Genomic DNA, 18,177 nt, shown 5'->3' on the forward strand with positions numbered 1-18,177 from the left:
GTATCAAGCGAAACAAGCGAAGAGTCTGGCCTGATAACTGACTCGTTCAGTTTTGTCAGATATGGATGAGTTTGTAAACCTATTTAAACATTTGTGAGGTGATTTCGTGAAACTCTGCTTTACTTAAGAGATAAAACCACAATAAAAGGAGGTAATTATGTCTGTCATGATGAAAGCCGCTGTATTCGTTGAACCAGGTCGCATTGAAATTATTGATAAAGCCATTCCTGAGATTGGCCCAAATGATGCGTTAATTCGAATTACCACTACAACCATTTGCGGCACAGATGTTCATATTCTAAAGGGCGAGTACCCAGTGGAACGAGGGCTGACAATTGGCCATGAACCTGTGGGAATTATCGAAAAGCTGGGTAAGAATGTTCAAGGATATCAAGAAGGCCAACGAGTCATCGCGGGCGCGATATGCCCAAGTTTTACATCGTATGCGTGTCAGGATGGCTGCTCTTCTCAGGATGGCGGTCACCACCACCATGGTTACAAACCACTGGGAGGGTGGCGCTTTGGCAATACGATAGATGGGTCTCAGGCGGAGTATCTGTTGGTTCCTGATGCTCAAGCAAATCTATCGCCAGTCCCTGATGGCCTAACTGACGAACAGGTTTTAATGTGCCCTGATATTATGTCCACAGGGTTTGCAGGCGCTGAATCAGCAAACATTAAGATAGGTGATACGGTCGCTGTTTTTGCTCAGGGGCCCATAGGTCTGTGTGCGACAGCAGGGGCTCGGCTGCGTGGAGCGGGATTAATTATCGCCGTCGATGGTGTTGATGAGCGTTTACAAATGGCTGTAAAAATGGGAGCCGATGTGACGCTGGATTTTAGGAAAGTCGATGTGGTTGCCGAGATTTTGAAGATTACTCAGGGTCGAGGCGTCGATGCATCAATTGAGGCCTTGGGATTGCAGTCAACGTTTGAAGCTGCGTTAAAAGTCTTAAAACCAGGTGGGACTCTATCGAGCCTAGGTGTGTATTCAAGTGATTTAACAATTCCACTGGGGGCATTTTGTGCAGGGTTGGGCGATCATAAAATTGTGACATCCTTGTGCCCTGGGGGTAAAGAGCGCATGCGCCGTCTGATGCAGACGATTTCGTCAGGGCGTTTGGACTTGTCTCCGATGGTGACGCATCATTATTCATTGGAAAACATTGTTGAAGCGTATGATTTGTTCTCACACCAGCGAGATGGAGTTCTGAAAGTCGCCATTCATGCCTAGGTTTAGACTCGATAATACCAAGCGCTTTATGGATGCAGATAAGGTGCTTGGTGTCTTATTCCTTTTATCCACTCTGGAAAAGACCATTGCTTTTATGGGTCCAGTTTCCAAACCTTCGCTTGTTCCTGAGCGAGTTTCGCGGTTAATGTCTCGTGCAAGGAGTCTTTAATCCATTGTGTGAGTTGATGTTGATGCTTGTCTTTCCACTGCTGTTTTTGCAGGGCTTTTGCCCATTGCAGCAGCTGTATTTGATCTGCTTTAGACCAATCCGAAGCTTGAGATTTTAAGTCAAGCTGACGTCGCTCCGCATGGGATTTGAACCAAACACGTTGAGTAAACGTCAGTGCTCTGGCCATGACCACCAATGGAAAATTCGGATGTGTGATGGGGCCAACAAAGTGTTTTTCCTTTGATAAAGGCAACCATCCAAACACTTTCTTTGGGAGGTGCTGGCTGGCTAACCACCCACTTGATGCACCAATAATGGCTCCAGAGACAGCACCAAGCATTAAGGATGTACCTCCTGAGCCCAAATCGATGACGGCACCTGTTGCCATCCCAGCCGCGCCACTGATCATCAATAGTTCTTTTTGCTTGAGCCCCCAAAGATACCAGTGTTCTGTATTCATGAGTGGACTGTCTTGTGCCTGCCATAGACGCTCCTTTTCAGTATGCGCCTGAGCATGTCCCCATTGCGTGAGTAATTGCTCAAAAAAGTGCGTTTCGGATTGATCTAATTGTTGTTGAAACAGCTCTTCAGGTGGGGTGGGTAATACTGAGTTTAAGGGCGTGATGGCGAGACGACGACTGATTTGCTCACACCAGTACTCCGCGAGTTGTAAGCTGACCTGTTCGATACGCTCTTGATCACGTTCAATGAGCCGTTGATTCAGAAGTTTAATCGCTTGCGTCCAGCCTTGCGATAATTCAGCCATCGCATTGAGTAAGGCAATACGTGTTGGCAAGGTGGCGGTCATTGGATTAAAGACACGTACCCATTGAAAAAACTGATTCAATGTTACTTGCCAATTTGGATCTTGATGGTCCGGGTCTATGGGATTAATAATCGCCATGCGCGGTTGTCCTGTCCATCTAAGAATTTCCATTTCAGCTTCGTCTGCTGCTGTTAAGTCACTGGCGGCATCGGTAATGTATAAAATGCCTGCACCCTGCATAATGGGAGTGAGTAGCTCAACTTCATCTGGGAAGCGTTGAGCATGACTGGGTTCATTTAAAAACGCCTGAATACGTTCGGGGCGTTGAGCAGGAGTTACTGGGATCTCGTTTAACCAAGCTAAGACTTGTCGTGCACGTTGAAATCCTGGGGTGTCGGTTAATGCCAACAATACCTGATTTTGAATAATGAATTCGAAGCGTTCGGCTTTTTGAGTGGTGCCAGATTCCACCCCAATGCGGATATGTGCATTTTCGACCAGTGTTGACACAATGGATGACTTACCTTGGTTGGGATGACCCACGACACAAAAATGAGGATAGGGTTTCATTCAGAGGGCTCCATCCAAATAAGTGCATGCTTTTGTGCAAAGGCTTTCCAACTGAGTTTGTGACGATCTGTGTCTTGGTGAGTGTGGTGAACTTGCAGGGCTTGCTTGATTCCTTTGCTATTGGCTTCAGCAATCCAGTCGCTCAGCTCAGCCATGGGTGTGCAACTCGATTTCACCTTCCAAAGAATTGAATGTGGTGAGTTGGCAAGTAATGCGTTCCACACGCGTTGGTCCTCACTCCAATCCTGTAGCCCTAACGAATATAAAGCTTCACTGTTGGGTACTGACATTTGCCAGTACACATGGCTAGCTTCTTGCCAGTCGTCGGCGTGATACGCTTGGTCTAACGGAGGATTCCCACTTGCACTGGTTGACGAAGCAGGTGCTTGAGGTTGAGCGGGTGCAATCCTCAACTCAAGTGAGTGGAGCCTGTGCCACTTCACATAGGTCGCAATCGCCAATAGGCTTCTAGGCAACAAATTATAGGTAATTAAGCTTGCCATGATAAATGGCCACCACCGACTGGCGTCTTGAAAGGATGTGGTATTGGCGTCAATACGGTTAAATTGGGTCGTTTCTAATAAATAGAGGTCAGGCACCGCTTGTGGCCACAGCACTACCCAAGGAGTACTGATGAATTGCATCAAGTTTAATAATGCGTCAGATGAACTCAGAAGGGTTGTACTCCAACCGAAGGCAAGGTCGGATATGAAAAGCTGGATTGCAAACATGCTAAGAGTCCCAATGCCGAAGACGAGCCATAGCCCTTGCAGTCGGCTGATAATCCACCAAGCTTGTATCGGTTTAGGTTGCCAGTAGGGTGAAGGCTTCAAAATCTGAGTAAGCCAACTATTTCTCACGCCTCTCACGAGCTGTACGATGGATAGGATGGAGCCCAGCAAAGGGAGGATCACCCAAAGCAACAAAATCCAGAATATATTGATTCGGCCATCATTTGGATAATTGAGTACAGCGGTAGCGAGTATCATACCTGCAATAAAGGATACAAGAATAAGCCACTTGGGTAGTGTCAAAGCATCAGTTGTGTTCAATCGAACTCCTGCATGTAAAACCAATAGGTCGATGAATAATACAGACCTAAGAAGGTGACGCCTAGATCAGTGCTATAGATAGGGATAGGGTCAGGGGGTTACAACTCTACGGCTTAAAGAGATGATTAAAAAAGGATCTTGTTTATAATTGCTAATGCAAATAATTTGCATTACTATGTTTGCCGGCTAGATAAGCTGAAATCATGATTCCCTTCATCCTCATGAATTCAACGCTCAATCCGTGGCAGCACATTTGTGTTGTCGCGGGTTCCTTTTTGTAAGGAGTTGTGTTGATTTAACCCTTTCGGATGCACTATGTCTAGGATACCGCATACTCTTTGCTCGTTAAGTGATTATGAAGCGGAAGCGGAGCGGCATTTACCACCGGATGTGTGGGCATATATTTCAGGCTCATCAATGGATGGCTTGACAAAACGGCGAAATGCGAGTGCGTATGATCAATGTTTATTGCAGTCGCGTGTATTGGTCGAAGGGCTCGGTCAAGGCGGTTGTCAAACGCAATTATTCGGACGATCACTTAAATCCCCTCTATTAATCGCCCCCTTAGCCTATCAGCGTCTTGTTCACCCCATGGGAGAGATCGCCACTGTGCAAGCGGCATTAGCACAAGGGGTTGGGTTTTGTTTGTCGACACTTTCGAGTACTTCAATTGAAGCGGTTTCTGAAGCTGCATCGGATAGTTGCCGCTGGTTTCAACTCTATTGCCAACCGGACCTAAATGAAACGTTGCACTTAATCGATCGAGCAGAGCAGGCAGATTTCCAAGCGCTAATCGTTACAGTGGATGCACCCTTTAATGGTGTTCGTCATGATGAGCAACGAGCTGGTTTTCGCTTGCCTGCGGATGTTTCCGCCGTCAACTTAAACCATCTGCCCAAGCCTAGAGCAGGCGATTCTGTCTTTGAGTGTTGGATGAAAACAGCACCTACTTGGAAAACCATAGGTTTGATTCTTGAGCACACGCATTTGCCTGTTATTCTTAAAGGCGTGATGCATCCGGAAGACGCATTAAAAGCTGTTGATCTGGGCGTGAGTGGCATTATTGTGTCGAATCATGGAGGTCGTGTCCTTGATACGCAGCCAGCAAGTCTTGAGGTATTGCCGTTAATGCGTCAAGTACTGCCAGAGGGGTTTCCTATCTTGATGGATGGCGGCATTCGACGAGGCAGCGATATTTTTAAAGCCATCGCCCTCGGAGCGGACGCTGTGCTTCTCGGCCGATATGTGCTCTATGCTTTAGCGGTTGCAGGCCCCTTGGGTGTTGCGCATATCTTAAGAGTTTTGCGGGATGAGTTGGAAGCGACAATGGCATTGTGTGGTTGTGCCAGTTTGGCTGATGTATCAACAGCCTGTTTATTTGACTTCCCTGGGACATTCTCGAATAACAGGGGCTTAGAGTAACGTATTATTTAGATTCAACCCGTCTGGCTCCATTGCCTGAGTAAGTTGTGGTAGACACCAATAAGTTGGGTAATATATTCGTTATCTTGCGTGTCTTTGCGCAATCCTTGGATGCTTTGGTCGAGCTGATACAGCGTTCGTCTCTGCTCATTGTCTCTGATTAAACTTTGTAACCAAAAAAAAGAGCTGATGCGGTGGCCCTTGGTCACGGGTGTGACTCGGTGGAGACTTGTTGATGGATAGAGAACTAAGTCTCCCGCTGGGAGTTTAATGGATTGTGTGCCAAAGGTGTCATCAATGATGAGCTCGCCTCCCTCGTATTCATCCGGATTGCTTAGAAATAGTGTCATGGATAGATCTGTCCTGATTTTCACAGGAGTGTTGGGAACTTGGCGGATAGCATTGTCGATGTGGTAACCAAACTCTCCCCCATTGCAGTAACAGTTGAACATGGGGGGAAAGATCTTAGCTGGTAGTGCAGCTGCCATAAAATCGTCTCGTTGTCCTAGTCGCTGTAAAAGCACATTGCCTAGCTGTTCAGCCAGTTGTGAGCGGGGGTCCAGTTGAAGGTTGGTTTTTTGCTGGCGCGAGGCGTTGCCAGCGGTGAGCTTTCCGTCTTGCCATTCGGCCTCTAGTAATGCTGATTTGATATCATGGGCTTCTGTGGGGGTAAGAATATTGTGTAAATGCAGCAGCACTTGTTGGGTTCCTGTCGATTGAGTTTGAATGTTCGTGTTCAAGCCATCAATGATGTTTCACTCCATTGATGGCTTGATTGGATTCTTAATCTTTAAAAGTTGTAGTTGAGACTGAGTTTTATATTACGTGGATCACCTGGCTTAAAGTGACCGCGAGCGCTGTAATCCGTTACGTACTCCTTGTCCGTGAGGTTACTCACGTTGAGCTGGGCTTTAAGTTGGTTGGTGAACTCATAACTGGCCATTGCATTGACCAGAGTGACACTGCCGGTTTCATAGAAGGCACGTTGCTGGCGCCAGTAGGTATTGCCACTGTTGTATTCGGCTCCGGCCCCTAAGGTGAGAGGACCTTTTGCATAGGTCATCCAGATGCTGGCCGATTGATCCGGCGCGGAATTAAGGCCATTGCCTTCAGTGGTATTGCCGTTGGCGGCAGGCGCATCTTCGGTAACCTTCGCATTTTGGCGAGTGTAGGTCGCAATAAGGCTCAGTTCATCGCTTACTTTGCCTGTTGCACTTAACTCAAACCCTCGGCTGCGCTGCTCGCCGGAGGTGGTGATTTCATTGTCAACTGTGTCGTAAACGTCTTTCGTCGTTTCGAACACTGCTGCCCCCAGCAACAAACGTTCATCAAAGAACACCCACTTGGTTCCAATTTCCTTTGTTAAGGATTCCAGCGGGTCTAGTTTTGCATAGGTTTCAGTGGTGTTTGCATTACCCTGCAAGACGAGGTCGGTGGCATTTGGCTGTTGCGAGTTGGCTATAGACGCATAGATGCTACCATTTTGCAGGGGCTTAACGTTGATGCCAGCGTGCCAGCTAATTAAGTCTGCATCGGTGTTCGCATGAATCTGTTGCCCGCTGGAGGTTTTATAACCCTTTGCCGTGAAGTCTTCATACCGCAGTCCAGCACTCAATTGTAGGTATTGATTGAGTGTTGCCGTATTGGCAAAGTAGGCGGCCATGCCTTTTGCGGTGGTGTCGGATGAGTAGCCGTCTTTTTGCCAAGTCCCGGTGGCTGTGACGCTGTCGGGGTGGTTCAGATCGACACTGTTCGAGGAGAGAGTGATACCAGATGTGTCGATCACTGGGATTTTTTTATTTTCTCGGTAAACTTCGGCCCCGACAACAAGGTCGTGTTTTACCGAGCCTGTATATACCTCTCCAATAGCATCTAATTGGGTCACGAAGAGTTTATCTTCACTAAACTGCGACATGAAAGGCGAAACATTGACGCTGCCATCATAGTTCGGTGCACTGTTATTACCGAGATTTAAAAGGGCAGGTCGGGTGGTGATGGATTGGCGTTCATTGGTTCCAATACGCGTTTGGCTGCGAAGGTTCCATGCCTCATTGACTTCGTGATTGATGATCGCCGTTAGGCTGGTGGCATCGACTTCTTCGAAATCACGGCCTTTAACACCGTAATAGTTATCCCAATTGCTTTTTGATATAGGCCCTTCGGGGATGCCTAACTGCGCGGCGGCGGCTGCATTCACAAAAGGAAGTCCCATTACGGGAGTGTTGTCTTGTTGCATATGGAACAGGTTCAGCGTTAAGTCGGTTCTGTCACTTAACTGTAAGAAGTAAGAAGGCGCAATTGCTATGCTCTGATATTCTTCCTCACCATTGCCTAGGTAATCTCCACCACTTTGCGCCAAGAGGTTAATTCTAAGAGCGCTATCTTCCGACAACTTATGGTTAAAATCGCCCGTTATACGCCCTAATCCACCTTGATCATAAGAGAGATTAATCGAGTTAAAGTCACGATCTGTACGTGCACTCTTAGTCACTAGGTTAACCGTCCCTCCTGCAGATCCTTTCCCGTATAAGCTACCGGATGATCCCTTTGCTACTTCAATTTGTTCTGTATTGAAAATATCTCGGCTGTAGGTTGAAAGATCCCGAATACCGTCTGTGTAAATGCTACCGTTGACATCAAATCCACGGATAGTAATTGTGTCGCCTGTGGTGACATTCCCCCCACCACCTTCTCCAGCCGCAAAAGTGGAGACACCAGCAACGTTACGTAAGGCGTCCTGTAGGTTGGTCACGCCTTGGTCCTGCATCAATACCTCATTAACAATCGTCAGCGTTTTAGGAGTGTCAACGAGGTCTTGTGTGAGTTTCACATTGGCCGATTTCTCGACATGATAGGTTTGCTCCGACTCTGCGGACACTTCTAGTGTAGGAAGCTGAACATTGTCAGTTTGTGCATAGGCGTGTGTCACCATGAGTGACAGGGCAGAGCCGATCGCTAAGGCTAGGGGGCTAGGTTTGCGGGTGTGTATCTTGCAGCATAGACGGTTTTGCATTGGAGTTCCTTTCATATGAATTTTTAGTAGGGAATAACAATGTGACTAAAAATAGCCATCACTCATCCCTTTTGTTGAGAAGGCGTTGTGTAACGGATTAAAGGAGGGGCTAGCATTGGCTGGCGAAGCAGGATTTTCGTGTGACACTTTTAGGCTGTGGGAGGTGAGCCTTAAGTGCACTTTAAAATCACATGCTTCAGATTCAATTGATAAAACTAAATGAGTCTATTGCGCAATTTTAGTTGTTTTTTGCAATAATGCAAATAATAATGATTTGTATTAAATATAATTTTCTATGTTCAAGGACTGATTGAACATGAGTGTGTCGGAGTGACTAAGCGTGTTGATGAAGATCAGAAAAGCCGTAGGGCTCGTTATTATTATCACTGGGGTATTTTGGTTTTTCGTTAACCTGATTGACGTTTTGCTGTAAGCAAGGCTGATCCTGATGCCACAAAATTTGTTAAATAGAAGCCACTGATTTGATAGATATCGGTGGCTTCTAATCCAGTTTAAATTGCTAGGCTCTAATCAAACGCATAGTTTACACGGAAAAGTAGGCTTCTTGGTGTGCCAAGCATTGAGCTGGATCGCCAGTACTCCTTATCCAGTAAGTTAGTGACAGCCAGTGACATGCGCCAATTATCTAGGTTGTAACCCAGGGCCGCATCGACACGGTTAAAGCCATCTAATTTAGTGGTGTTGCTTAAGTTCGTCCATGAGTCTCCGATATGTGTAACCCCAATTTCACCATAGGAGTGTTCGTTAGGTAGGTATCGAAGAAAGAGGTTCCCAGTGTTTTGCGCAACTCCAGCTAGACGTTTTCCCGTGTTCGTTGGGGTGGCTTTGTCTTCTTTCACTGATGCTTCGTTGTAACCATAACCGCCTCGAACATAGAGCTGGTCGGTGAGTCGTCCAATAAAGCTGAGCTCAACCCCTTTGGACTGATGTTGCCCTTGCACTTCCCAGTAGTAAGGATCGTCGTTTGGATCAGGACGGTAGCGAATGTTGTTTTTCCGTATGTCATAAATTGCAAATTGTGTGCTTAAACGTTGGTTCAAGAGGTCGCTTTTAATGCCAATTTCATATTGATCGTTAAATTGTGGATCGGCATCAAAGAGTTCAAGGTTTTGGTTGGCGTTGATCGGGTTGACTCCCATTCGTCCGCCAAATGGAGCAAAGCTTCGGCTATAGGAAGCGTAAAGAGTGTGATGTTGGAAAGGGCGCCAAACAATACCAATATTCGGGCTAAAGGTGCTGTCATCAATGCTTCTTTCAAAGTTGGGATTACTGCTCGCTAGCAAGCGATTTTCCGATAGGCTTTTATAATAATCGTAACGAACGCCAAGCATCAGATCGAGATCATCGGTCAGTCCAATTAAATCTTGTACAAAAAGCCCGTAGTTGGTGCCTTTAGAGTAGTTGTGTGTCCGTATCTCTAAATCTCCTGAGCCTCTAGAGCTGGATCTTTCACCAGTTAAGGGGTTCACATATCCGAAGATGGGTGAACCATCTTTGTTTTCATTGGCAAGCTTGGGCTCTCGTTGTTCAATAGAGTAGTCAAACCCTAAGGTTAAACGGTGTTTTAACGGACCTGTCATGAACTCACCGAGTAGGCTCAGGTTGTTACTGAAGGTTGTATTTGCTGTTTCTTGCCAGTAATACACTTGGCTGATATCGCCAACATGGCCTACACAACTTCCACCTGTTCTAACGACGGTCGATTCGCTAGCGCAATAGGTTCCTAAATAAAAATGATCGAAGTTTTGATAGGCTTCGCGATAGCTAGCGGCCCATTGCATCTGCCATTGATCATTGAGCTGGTACTTCAAATCAGAGCGAAGCACTTGCAGTTTATCATCAACAAAGTCACCGGGTTGTGCAAATCCGGTTTTGATCGAGGTGCCATCCGGTAAGTTTTCAAATGCTGGGCCGCGATCCGGAACTCGGTGTAATTTATCGTAGGTATACTGCGCAGTCCAGGTGAGCCCTTCGTAGTTGTCGTAGGTAATGCTGGGAGAGAGCATGTCGATTTCATTTTTAATACCGCTTCTAAAGCTCTCACTTTGCCCGTGTTCTCCCGTGAGTCTAACAGCCCAGTTATCGGAAATGACTTCATTAATATCGATGACGACCCCCTGATTATCATACGAGCCTGCATACCCTCCTATAGAGCTTCTGGATTCAAAGTTGGCTGACTTACTGACCATGTTAATAACTCCGCCACCAGCACTGCGTCCATAGAGTACGGATGCCGGACCTTTGAGTATCTCGATGCGCTCTACATTCGCGGTGCTGCGGCGTACTTGGCCGCTTTCTCTATTACCATCGCGGTAAATATCGCCAGTATCCGCACTGAATCCACGTAACATGATGCCATCACCGCGCATGTCGTACGAAGTAGAGACGCCGGGGGTTCCTTGCAGCATGACGCTTAAATCATTGGACCCGTAAAGTTTGAATTTTTGAACATCTAGAGTGTCGATTGTTTGTGGAATTTGTTTTTTATCTAAATTGTTTCGTGTCACGCTGGCCTGTTGATAGTCTACATAGGTGCGTGTGGGGTCATTTTCCTCCATGGCTTCAACCATGAGAGTGGGGAGAACTGCACTCATTTGGGTTTCGGCATTAACCTGTGAAACGTACGTCATCATAGGTGCAAGGGAGATTGAAAGCAGGAGTAACGGGTGCTTTTGCTTAAAAGTCATGATAGTCATCTTGTAACAGTGGTGGATTTAAAGCACAGACGTTTTGTTACATCCGTTTTTGTCTGTAGACTAGAAGTCCTTTTCAAAAGCGAGCCTAGTTTCTTCGTACACGTATTTTGAGAAATTAAATATTTATCCTGTTTGGGTTGTTAATGCAGAGTCCTCTCGGTCATTCTTGAATCTTGATAGCAAGAACAAGGGCTGATGCCATGCTGAGCTTTTTCGCAAGCTCGATGTCTAAAAAGCTCACGTCTCAATCGACAGCTTTCTTGAAGAAATGCCAAGGATAGATTGGGGTCGTCGTGTGTATCTGATGCGGCTTCCTCGTAGAGGCTGAGATAACGTTCTAAGGTAGAAAAGCAACGAGGCCAGCGCGTTTGTCTCGCATATAAATCAGCAAGGTTTTGAATGCTGATCGAAAGACAAATAATTTGCAGCATACTGGGTTCATCCTCTGCGCCAGACAGGTTTGTTTCTGAAAGCGCAGTTTTCATCAGCTCGATTGCATCAAGGTAAAGCACTTCTGCGTGCGCATAAATCTCACTTTTAAACGCGATATTTGCTTGTTGCGTGATGTGTTTCCAAAGCGCTAGATCTGCCATAACTCACCTCAGTGATGGAGGGGTTCAAAACAAGTTTGCAAATAATAGTTGTTTTTTCATCTAATGCAAATAATAATGATTACTATTATGTTTAGATTTGGAGTTGAGTATGGCCTTTGAATTACCGAAATTACCCTATGGGTACGCAGATCTTGAACCTCATATTGATGCGTTAACGATGGAGATTCATCATTCTCGCCATCATCAAACCTATGTGAATGGACTGAATGCTGCGATCGAAGGCACTGATTATGAAGTCTATGCGTTGGATGAGCTGGTAAGGCGTTGCTACTCACTACCAGACACAGTGCAAACCGCTGTCAGAAATCATGGCGGGGGACATGCAAATCACAGTTTGTTTTGGGAAGTAATGTCACCAAATGGAGGTGGGCTTCCTGCAGGGCGATTATCCGATGAGATTGAGTTAGCCTTTGGATCCTTTGATGCGTTTAAAGCGCTATTTATTGAGGCCGCTATTAAGCGCTTTGGCAGTGGTTGGGCATGGTTAGTGGTTAACCCGGATAAAACGCTGAGTGTCACCAGTAGTGCCAATCAAGACAGCCCGCTGATGGATGGTCAGTCTCCAATATTGGGCTTGGATGTCTGGGAACATGCCTACTATTTGAAATACCAAAACAAGCGCCCAGACTATATAGCTGCGTTTTTTAATGTCATTCATTGGTCACGTGTGTCAGAGCTATACGAGAAAGCGGTTGGCTAGTTAATTGCTTGGCTTTATTCGAAAAATCAGGGTTTCCTCCCTGATTTTTTTAACCATATAAAAGTTATGATATAACATAGGATTAGTTATGAAGAAGTCTATTCACCCTGCTTATGATTATGTGATTTTTCGGGATACCAGCTGCGGAAAAATGTTTAGGATCCGATCGACCTGTCAATCCAAAGAAACGCTCGTTTGGGAGGATGGTAAAACCTATCCCGTCATTAATTTGGATATCTCCAGTGCTTCTCATCCCATGTACACCGGCGAGCAACGGATTGTAAGCAATGAAGGCCGTATTGCGCGTTTCAATAAACGCTTCAGTCGTTCTTAATTGGAGGTTTTTCTATGCAAGTTGTCAGCTCGCTCAAAACTGCCAAAGCACGCCATCCTGATTGCCAAGTTGTCAAACGAAGAGGTCGCTATTACGTGATATGTAAGAGCAACCCTCGTTTCAAAGCCCGTCAGGGGGGTGGAAAGAAGCGCTAGTGCGTCTAGGTCAACTTAATAAGAGCCACTATCGCCGCCCTTCTTAACGAATGAGGCTCTTCCTATGGTGGATCATTGGGAAGAGCATTCAAATTTAGACTCTTTCTTTGCTAGATCTTAGACATGTTCGCTGAAGCTGAATAATACTGGTAGCAAGCAGCCCATATTTTGTGAGTATCAGACAGCTATTGATCAAATGATCACGCCTAAAAAATCACTTAATCATTTCGTTAACATCCTCGCCTTAAAAATACCTATCTTGCCTAACATTGGTTGATATAAGAGTAGGGTATTTTTTTCTGATTGGTATTTTTTATTTACACTTCAATTAATTAGAGATTCACATAACATGCATTTCAGCTGCGAAGAGGATGTGGCACAGCACTTGCTTTAATACTTCTGACAATGACGACATAACAAGATAAAAAGTCAGAGGTTACGCAATGCCAAATTTGCATGTTTATCACAACCCTTCACCCCGTGCTCGAACAGGTGTCGATGGCCTGAAAAAATACATTCGGGTTCGAAGTGAACTAGGTGCCCGTTTTGTCGAATTCGATTTTGCAATTGAAGATCCCTCTCTTTTTGTTGAGCTGATCATGCCACCGACCGCATTTGAGGCCTTCTGCAAGAATAATCATGTCATTCACATGACGGATGAGCAGATGGCTGAAGTCGATGCTGAGTTAGAAAAGTGGCGTTACGGCGAAGACACGCTAATGAGCAAAAATCACAACCGTTCTGTTGAATAAAAATAACATCAACTTTGAGTGACGCTTATGACCATTGAAATTAAAACGTCAACACTGGAGCCAGTGCGCAATACCTTTGCCAATATCGAACGCCGATTTGGTGATAAACCTGCTTCACGTTATCAGGAAGCAACCTATGACCTGCAAGCAGAAACGAACTTTCATTACCGCCCATTATGGCAACCTGAATTTGAATTGAACGATAAAAACCGTACCAAAATCGTGATGGAAGATTGGTATGCGTTAAAAGATCCTCGTCAATTCTATTATGGTGCCTATGTTCAACAGCGCGCAAAAATGCAAGAAGCGGCAGAAAGCAGTTATGGCTTTTTTGAAAAGCGTAACTTGGCAGACTATTTAAGTGATGATGTCAAAAACTTGCTCATTACTTATTTAATCCCTCTAAGACATATTGAGAATACCGCCAACTTAAACAATATGTACGGCTGTGCATTTGGTTATGGTACAGCCATAACTCAAGCCCTGTTATATAACGCCATGGATCGCTTAGGTATTGCTCAATACTTATCACGAATCGGCCTAATGCTTGATGGTAATACCGGACAATCGTTAATCGAATCTAAGCAGCACTGGATGGAAAATCCTGCATGGCAGGGTATGCGTGCGCTGTGCGAGGAGATGACGACCGTTGAAGATTGGTTTGAAGTGGTGCTGGCGCAAAACCTGGTGATGGATACGCTGATTTTCAACCTTTTCTACGAACAATTGGATGGCAAACTCGCGGCGATGGGTGGTCGTGATATCGCTATGTTGACTGAGTTTATGCAGGCATGGAACAAGGATGTTAGCAAATGGTTCGATTCTGTGCTGAAAACGGTCGTCTCAGAATCGGATGAAAATAAAGCTCTCCTTCACGCTTGGACTGAGAAATGGCAAGCGAAAACGCTAGAAGCCTTAAGACCTGTCACTCATGAACTGCTGGAACCAGCAGCGCTCGATCAGGCGGTTGCAGAGCTTGAAAAGCGCATCAAAAAAGCCGGAATTACAGCCTAAGGGGTTCAGCATGTCCAAAGTTTATATCGCGTTACAAGATAATGATGAATCTCGCTACATCATTGAAGCCATCGAAGAAGATAACCCAGATGCGACGGTGATTCATCATCCAGCGATGATCCGAATCGAAAATGAAAATAGCCTCATCGTAAAACGGGAAACCGTTGAAGAAAAAATGGGTCGTGATTGGAATGTCCAAGAGTTGCATCTCAATCTCATCACGCTGGGTGGCAATGTCGATGAAGATGATGATCAGCTCAGTTTAAGCTGGAATGTTTGATTGGTATTAAAATAAAAAGGGTCAGAAAATGTCAGCTAAAAAACTTAATTTAAAAGATAAGTACAGATTATTAACACGAGATCTTGATTGGGAATACTCTTACGCAGATCGTAAAAAAGCATTTCCTTATGAAGAGTTTGAAGGCATTAAGATTACGGATTGGTCTAAATGGGAAGATCCCTTTAGATTAACCATGGATGCCTACTGGAAATATCAGGCTGAAAAAGAGAAAAAACTTTACGCCATATTTGATGCTTTTGCCCAAAATAACGGTCATTTAAATGTGACCGACGCCCGTTATGTTAATGCTATTAAAATCTTTTTAACCGGTGTGTCTCCACTAGAGTATCAAGCCTACCAAGGTTATGCGCATGTCGGTCGTCAGTTTGGCGGTGCGGGTGCACGTGTGGCTTGCCAGATGCAATCGATCGATGAGTTGCGTCATGTGCAAACACAAATTCACGCCATGAGCCATTACAACAAGTACTTTGATGGTTTCCAAGATTGGACTCACATGCATGATCGCGTGTGGTACTTGTCAGTGCCGAAATCTTTCTTTGATGATGCGCGCAGTGCAGGACCTTTCGAGTTCCTGATTGCAATCAGTTTCAGTTTTGAATATGTCTTAACGAACTTGTTGTTCGTTCCTTTTATGTCAGGTGCTGCTCATAACGGTGATATGGCGACCTGTACCTTCGGTTTCTCTGCTCAGTCTGATGAAGCTCGCCACATGACGCTAGGCTTAGAAATCATCAAGTTTCTGCTGGAGCAACACGAAGACAACGTGCCTATCGTGCAGAAGTGGATCGATAAGTGGTTCTGGCGTGGAACACGCTTGCTATCCATTGTTGCCATGATGATGGATTACATGTTGCCCAACAAAGTGATGTCTTGGAAAGAAGCTTGGGAAGTCTACTTTGAAGAAGCAGGTGGTGCGCTTTTTAAAGACTTAGCACGCTACGGTATTCGTATGCCGAAATTTGTTGAAACCACTGAAAAAGAGAAAGAGCACATTTCGCATCAAGCCTGGTGGATCTTCTACAACTACGGTCATGCAGCTGGTTTCCATACCTGGATTCCCAGTGACGAAGAGCTGGATTGGTTAAGCGAAAAATACCCCGATACGTTTGACAAATATTATCGTCCCCGTTGGGAACTAGCCAGGAAAATGGAAGCGGAAGGTAAGCGCTTCTATAGCCAGGCGTTGCCGCAACTCTGTACCACCTGTCAGATTCCGATGGGCTTTACCGAGATGGACGATCCTACCCAAATTGCCTATCGCTCAAGCGATTACGAAGGAGAGAAGTACCACTTCTGTTCTGATGGCTGCAAACACATCTTTGATGAAGAACCTGAAAAGTATGTTCAGTCCTGGTTGCCCGTGCATCAAATTTATCAAGGTAACTGTGGTGGTGCCAGCGTGGAAGAAGTACTGCGCGACTACTACAAACTTAACCTCGGTGCTGACAACTTGGACATCAAAGGCTCACCCGATGAGCAGCGCTGGAAAGAGTGGAAAGGTGTCGCTTAATTCTCCTCGGAGTCATTCAAGATGTGAGCCACTTCGGTGGTTCCAGAGATAGGAAACGATTATGTCAGTAAGAGCTATTACGCCTGACTATAAAGTGCAGGCACGGGACAGAGTTGAAAATTTTCATGGTAATCAAATTGTGTATGTGGCTTGGGATCATCATTTGATGTTCTGTGCGCCTTTTGCTTATGCGCTTCCACCCAGCATGACCTTTGCCGAGTTGCGTGACCAGGTGATGCCCGAAGCCTTCGGCTTGCATGAAGAGTTCACAAAGATCAATTGGGAAACAGCAACTTGGTTGCTGGATAACCAACCTTTTACTCCCGATCTGAATCAATCACTAAAAGCACAAGGTGTCGGTCATAAATCGGTATTGCGATTCCAAACGCCTGAGCTGACAGGGTTCCAGGGCAAAGCGGTTTAAGGAGCAGGTCATGACGTACGAAGTGACAGTGGAACCTACGGGTGATGTGATCGAAGTGGAAGAGGGGCAAACCATTTTAGATGCTGCGCTCCGTCAAGGCGTTTGGTTACCCTTTGCCTGTGGTCATGGCACTTGTGGCACCTGCAAAGTTCAAGTGGTCGAAGGGGATGCGGATCTAGGCAATGCATCACCCTTTGCCTTAATGGATGTTGAGCGTGATGAGGGTAAGGTGTTGGCCTGTTGTGCCATTCCGGAATCCGACTTGGTGATAGAAGCGGATATCGATGTTGATCCAGACTTCGAAGGCTACTCGGTTGAAGACTTTACCGCCAGGGTCATCACCATTGTTGATCTGTCACCGACCATTAAAGGCATCACACTGAAATTGGATCATCCAATCACGTTTCAGGCTGGGCAGTATATCAATCTTGAGATACCGGGCGTGCAAGGCAGTCGAGCCTTTTCTATTGCGAACTCACCCTCCGATCCTTCGATTGTGGAACTCCATGTGCGTCTGGTTCCTGGCGGTGCGGCGACGACTTGGTTGCATGAAACCTTAAAAGAGGGTGATGAACTGTCACTTTCAGGTCCTTACGGACAGTTCTTTGTGCGCAAGTCGGATGTTAAAGATGTGATCTTTATTGCCGGGGGATCCGGTTTATCCAGTCCACAGTCGATGATCTTGGATCTATTAGAGCAAGGCGATACACGTCAAATCTATCTGTTCCAAGGGGCACGAAATGTCGCGGAACTCTACAACCGTGAGCTGTTAACCGAGTTGGCTGACAAACACAGTCACTTCCATTACATCCCAGCTTTAAACGCCCCAACGGCTGAGGATCAGTGGCAAGGTTTTACAGGTTATGTCCATGAAGCCGCCATTGATCACTTTGACGGTAAATTTGCAGGCCATAAAGCCTATCTATGTGGCCCTCCACCGATGATCGATTCGGCCATTAGTGCCTTGATGCAAGGTCGTGTCTTTGAAGCGGATATTCATATGGAGAAATTCCTAACGGCTGCTGATGGTGCTGACTCCGAAACGCGATCAGCGCTGTTTAAGCGAATTTAGGCATGAGGGTCTGATGAGATGAATGCCCTACGTCATTTTCAGATTCAGGTTACCAACCGACAGCAAGCATTTTCAGTGCCCGAAGGTGAGTTGCTGTTACAGGCGATGGAGAGGGCGTGCCAACAGTCTATTCAGGTGGGGTGCCGAGGGGGTGGTTGTGGACTGTGCAAAATTAGAGTGTTGGAAGGCGCCTTTCACACCAAACGGATGAGTAAAGCCCATATCAAGGAACATGAAGCAGAGGCGGGTTTTGCCCTCGCCTGTCGAGTTTTTCCAGAGAGTGATCTGGTGATTGAATCAGACCACTTCAACGATTTATCAACACATAAAACAGCGTGACATAACAAATATAAGAGGA

General features: G+C 45.8%; 18 protein-coding genes. 12 read left to right on the forward strand and 6 right to left on the reverse strand.

The features are described 5' to 3' along the window. Window positions 1–157 precede the first annotated feature (157 nt). Entirely contained in the window at window positions 158–1,234 is a 1,077-nt protein-coding gene (locus tag DN062_RS06240; RefSeq protein ID WP_112158454.1) for an NAD(P)-dependent alcohol dehydrogenase, read from the forward strand. Window positions 1,235–1,326: 92 nt separating this feature from the next. Here DN062_RS06240 and DN062_RS06245 read toward each other — a convergent pair whose 3' ends face one another. Both DN062_RS06245 and DN062_RS06250 read right to left on the reverse strand, forming a co-directional pair. Further along, entirely contained in the window at window positions 1,327–2,739 is a 1,413-nt protein-coding gene (locus DN062_RS06245) for a DUF3482 domain-containing protein (RefSeq protein ID WP_112158455.1), read from the reverse strand. Beyond that, window positions 2,736–3,791, reverse strand: a complete 1,056-nt coding sequence (locus tag DN062_RS06250) for a DUF2868 domain-containing protein (RefSeq protein WP_112158456.1) — start codon at window positions 3,789–3,791, stop codon at window positions 2,736–2,738. Before DN062_RS06250 ends, DN062_RS06245 begins: the two co-directional genes overlap by 4 nt. 315 nt (window positions 3,792–4,106) lie before the next feature. Between DN062_RS06250 and DN062_RS06255 the strand changes: the two genes are divergently transcribed. Further along, window positions 4,107–5,213: an alpha-hydroxy acid oxidase gene (locus tag DN062_RS06255; protein ID WP_112158457.1), complete on the forward strand. Its 1,107-nt coding sequence runs from the start codon at window positions 4,107–4,109 to the stop codon at window positions 5,211–5,213. Window positions 5,214–5,227: 14 nt separating this feature from the next. Here DN062_RS06255 and DN062_RS06260 read toward each other — a convergent pair whose 3' ends face one another. The 4 genes from DN062_RS06260 to DN062_RS06275 form a co-directional block, all read right to left on the reverse strand. Beyond that, the gene (locus tag DN062_RS06260; RefSeq protein ID WP_112158458.1) at window positions 5,228–5,911 is read right to left on the reverse strand and encodes a Fe2+-dependent dioxygenase; all 684 of its coding nucleotides are present in this window, start codon (window positions 5,909–5,911) and stop codon (window positions 5,228–5,230) included. A 92-nt stretch (window positions 5,912–6,003) separates the two neighbouring features. Further along, window positions 6,004–8,226 (reverse strand): TonB-dependent receptor, encoded by a 2,223-nt coding sequence (locus DN062_RS06265; protein WP_162301257.1) that lies wholly within the window; start codon window positions 8,224–8,226, stop codon window positions 6,004–6,006. A 527-nt stretch (window positions 8,227–8,753) separates the two neighbouring features. Continuing rightward, window positions 8,754–10,934: a TonB-dependent receptor gene (locus tag DN062_RS06270; RefSeq protein ID WP_112158460.1), complete on the reverse strand. Its 2,181-nt coding sequence runs from the start codon at window positions 10,932–10,934 to the stop codon at window positions 8,754–8,756. A 149-nt stretch (window positions 10,935–11,083) separates the two neighbouring features. Then, window positions 11,084–11,536: a hypothetical protein gene (locus tag DN062_RS06275; protein ID WP_112158461.1), complete on the reverse strand. Its 453-nt coding sequence runs from the start codon at window positions 11,534–11,536 to the stop codon at window positions 11,084–11,086. 109 nt (window positions 11,537–11,645) lie between these two features. Between DN062_RS06275 and DN062_RS06280 the strand changes: the two genes are divergently transcribed. The 10 genes from DN062_RS06280 (at window position 11,646) to DN062_RS06325 (ending at window position 18,158) form a co-directional block, all read left to right on the forward strand. After that, window positions 11,646–12,257, forward strand: coding sequence for a superoxide dismutase (locus DN062_RS06280; protein WP_112158462.1), 612 nt, complete (start codon window positions 11,646–11,648; stop codon window positions 12,255–12,257). 88 nt (window positions 12,258–12,345) lie between these two features. Then, the gene (locus DN062_RS06285; RefSeq protein WP_112158463.1) at window positions 12,346–12,591 is read left to right on the forward strand and encodes a type B 50S ribosomal protein L31; all 246 of its coding nucleotides are present in this window, start codon (window positions 12,346–12,348) and stop codon (window positions 12,589–12,591) included. A gap of 14 nt (window positions 12,592–12,605) precedes the next feature. Then, entirely contained in the window at window positions 12,606–12,746 is a 141-nt protein-coding gene (ykgO, locus tag DN062_RS06290; RefSeq protein ID WP_036508197.1) for a type B 50S ribosomal protein L36, read from the forward strand. 443 nt (window positions 12,747–13,189) lie between these two features. Beyond that, window positions 13,190–13,498, forward strand: a complete 309-nt coding sequence (locus tag DN062_RS06295) for a phenol hydroxylase subunit (RefSeq protein ID WP_112158464.1) — start codon at window positions 13,190–13,192, stop codon at window positions 13,496–13,498. Between the two features lie 27 nt (window positions 13,499–13,525). Further along, on the forward strand, window positions 13,526–14,512 hold the full coding sequence (locus DN062_RS06300; RefSeq protein ID WP_112158465.1) for an aromatic/alkene monooxygenase hydroxylase subunit beta: 987 nt from the start codon (window positions 13,526–13,528) through the stop codon (window positions 14,510–14,512). 10 nt (window positions 14,513–14,522) lie between these two features. Further along, window positions 14,523–14,792 carry an MmoB/DmpM family protein gene (locus tag DN062_RS06305; protein WP_112158466.1) on the forward strand — a complete coding sequence of 90 codons (270 nt, stop codon included), beginning with the start codon at window positions 14,523–14,525 and terminating at the stop codon, window positions 14,790–14,792. A gap of 28 nt (window positions 14,793–14,820) precedes the next feature. Continuing rightward, window positions 14,821–16,323 carry an aromatic/alkene/methane monooxygenase hydroxylase/oxygenase subunit alpha gene (locus tag DN062_RS06310; RefSeq protein ID WP_112158467.1) on the forward strand — a complete coding sequence of 501 codons (1,503 nt, stop codon included), beginning with the start codon at window positions 14,821–14,823 and terminating at the stop codon, window positions 16,321–16,323. 61 nt (window positions 16,324–16,384) lie between these two features. Next, complete coding sequence (locus DN062_RS06315; RefSeq protein ID WP_112158468.1) at window positions 16,385–16,747, forward strand: phenol hydroxylase subunit P4; 363 nt, start codon at window positions 16,385–16,387, stop codon at window positions 16,745–16,747. 10 nt (window positions 16,748–16,757) lie between these two features. Beyond that, a complete protein-coding gene (locus tag DN062_RS06320) occupies window positions 16,758–17,819 on the forward strand; it encodes an NADH:ubiquinone reductase (Na(+)-transporting) subunit F (protein WP_112158469.1) in 1,062 nt (353 codons plus the stop codon). 18 nt (window positions 17,820–17,837) lie between these two features. Next, entirely contained in the window at window positions 17,838–18,158 is a 321-nt protein-coding gene (locus tag DN062_RS06325) for a 2Fe-2S iron-sulfur cluster-binding protein (protein WP_112158470.1), read from the forward strand. The last annotated feature ends 19 nt before the right edge of the window (window positions 18,159–18,177 follow it).

This window comes from Nitrincola tibetensis (genome assembly GCF_003284585.1).
GTDB lineage: Bacteria > Pseudomonadota > Gammaproteobacteria > Pseudomonadales > Balneatricaceae > Nitrincola > Nitrincola tibetensis.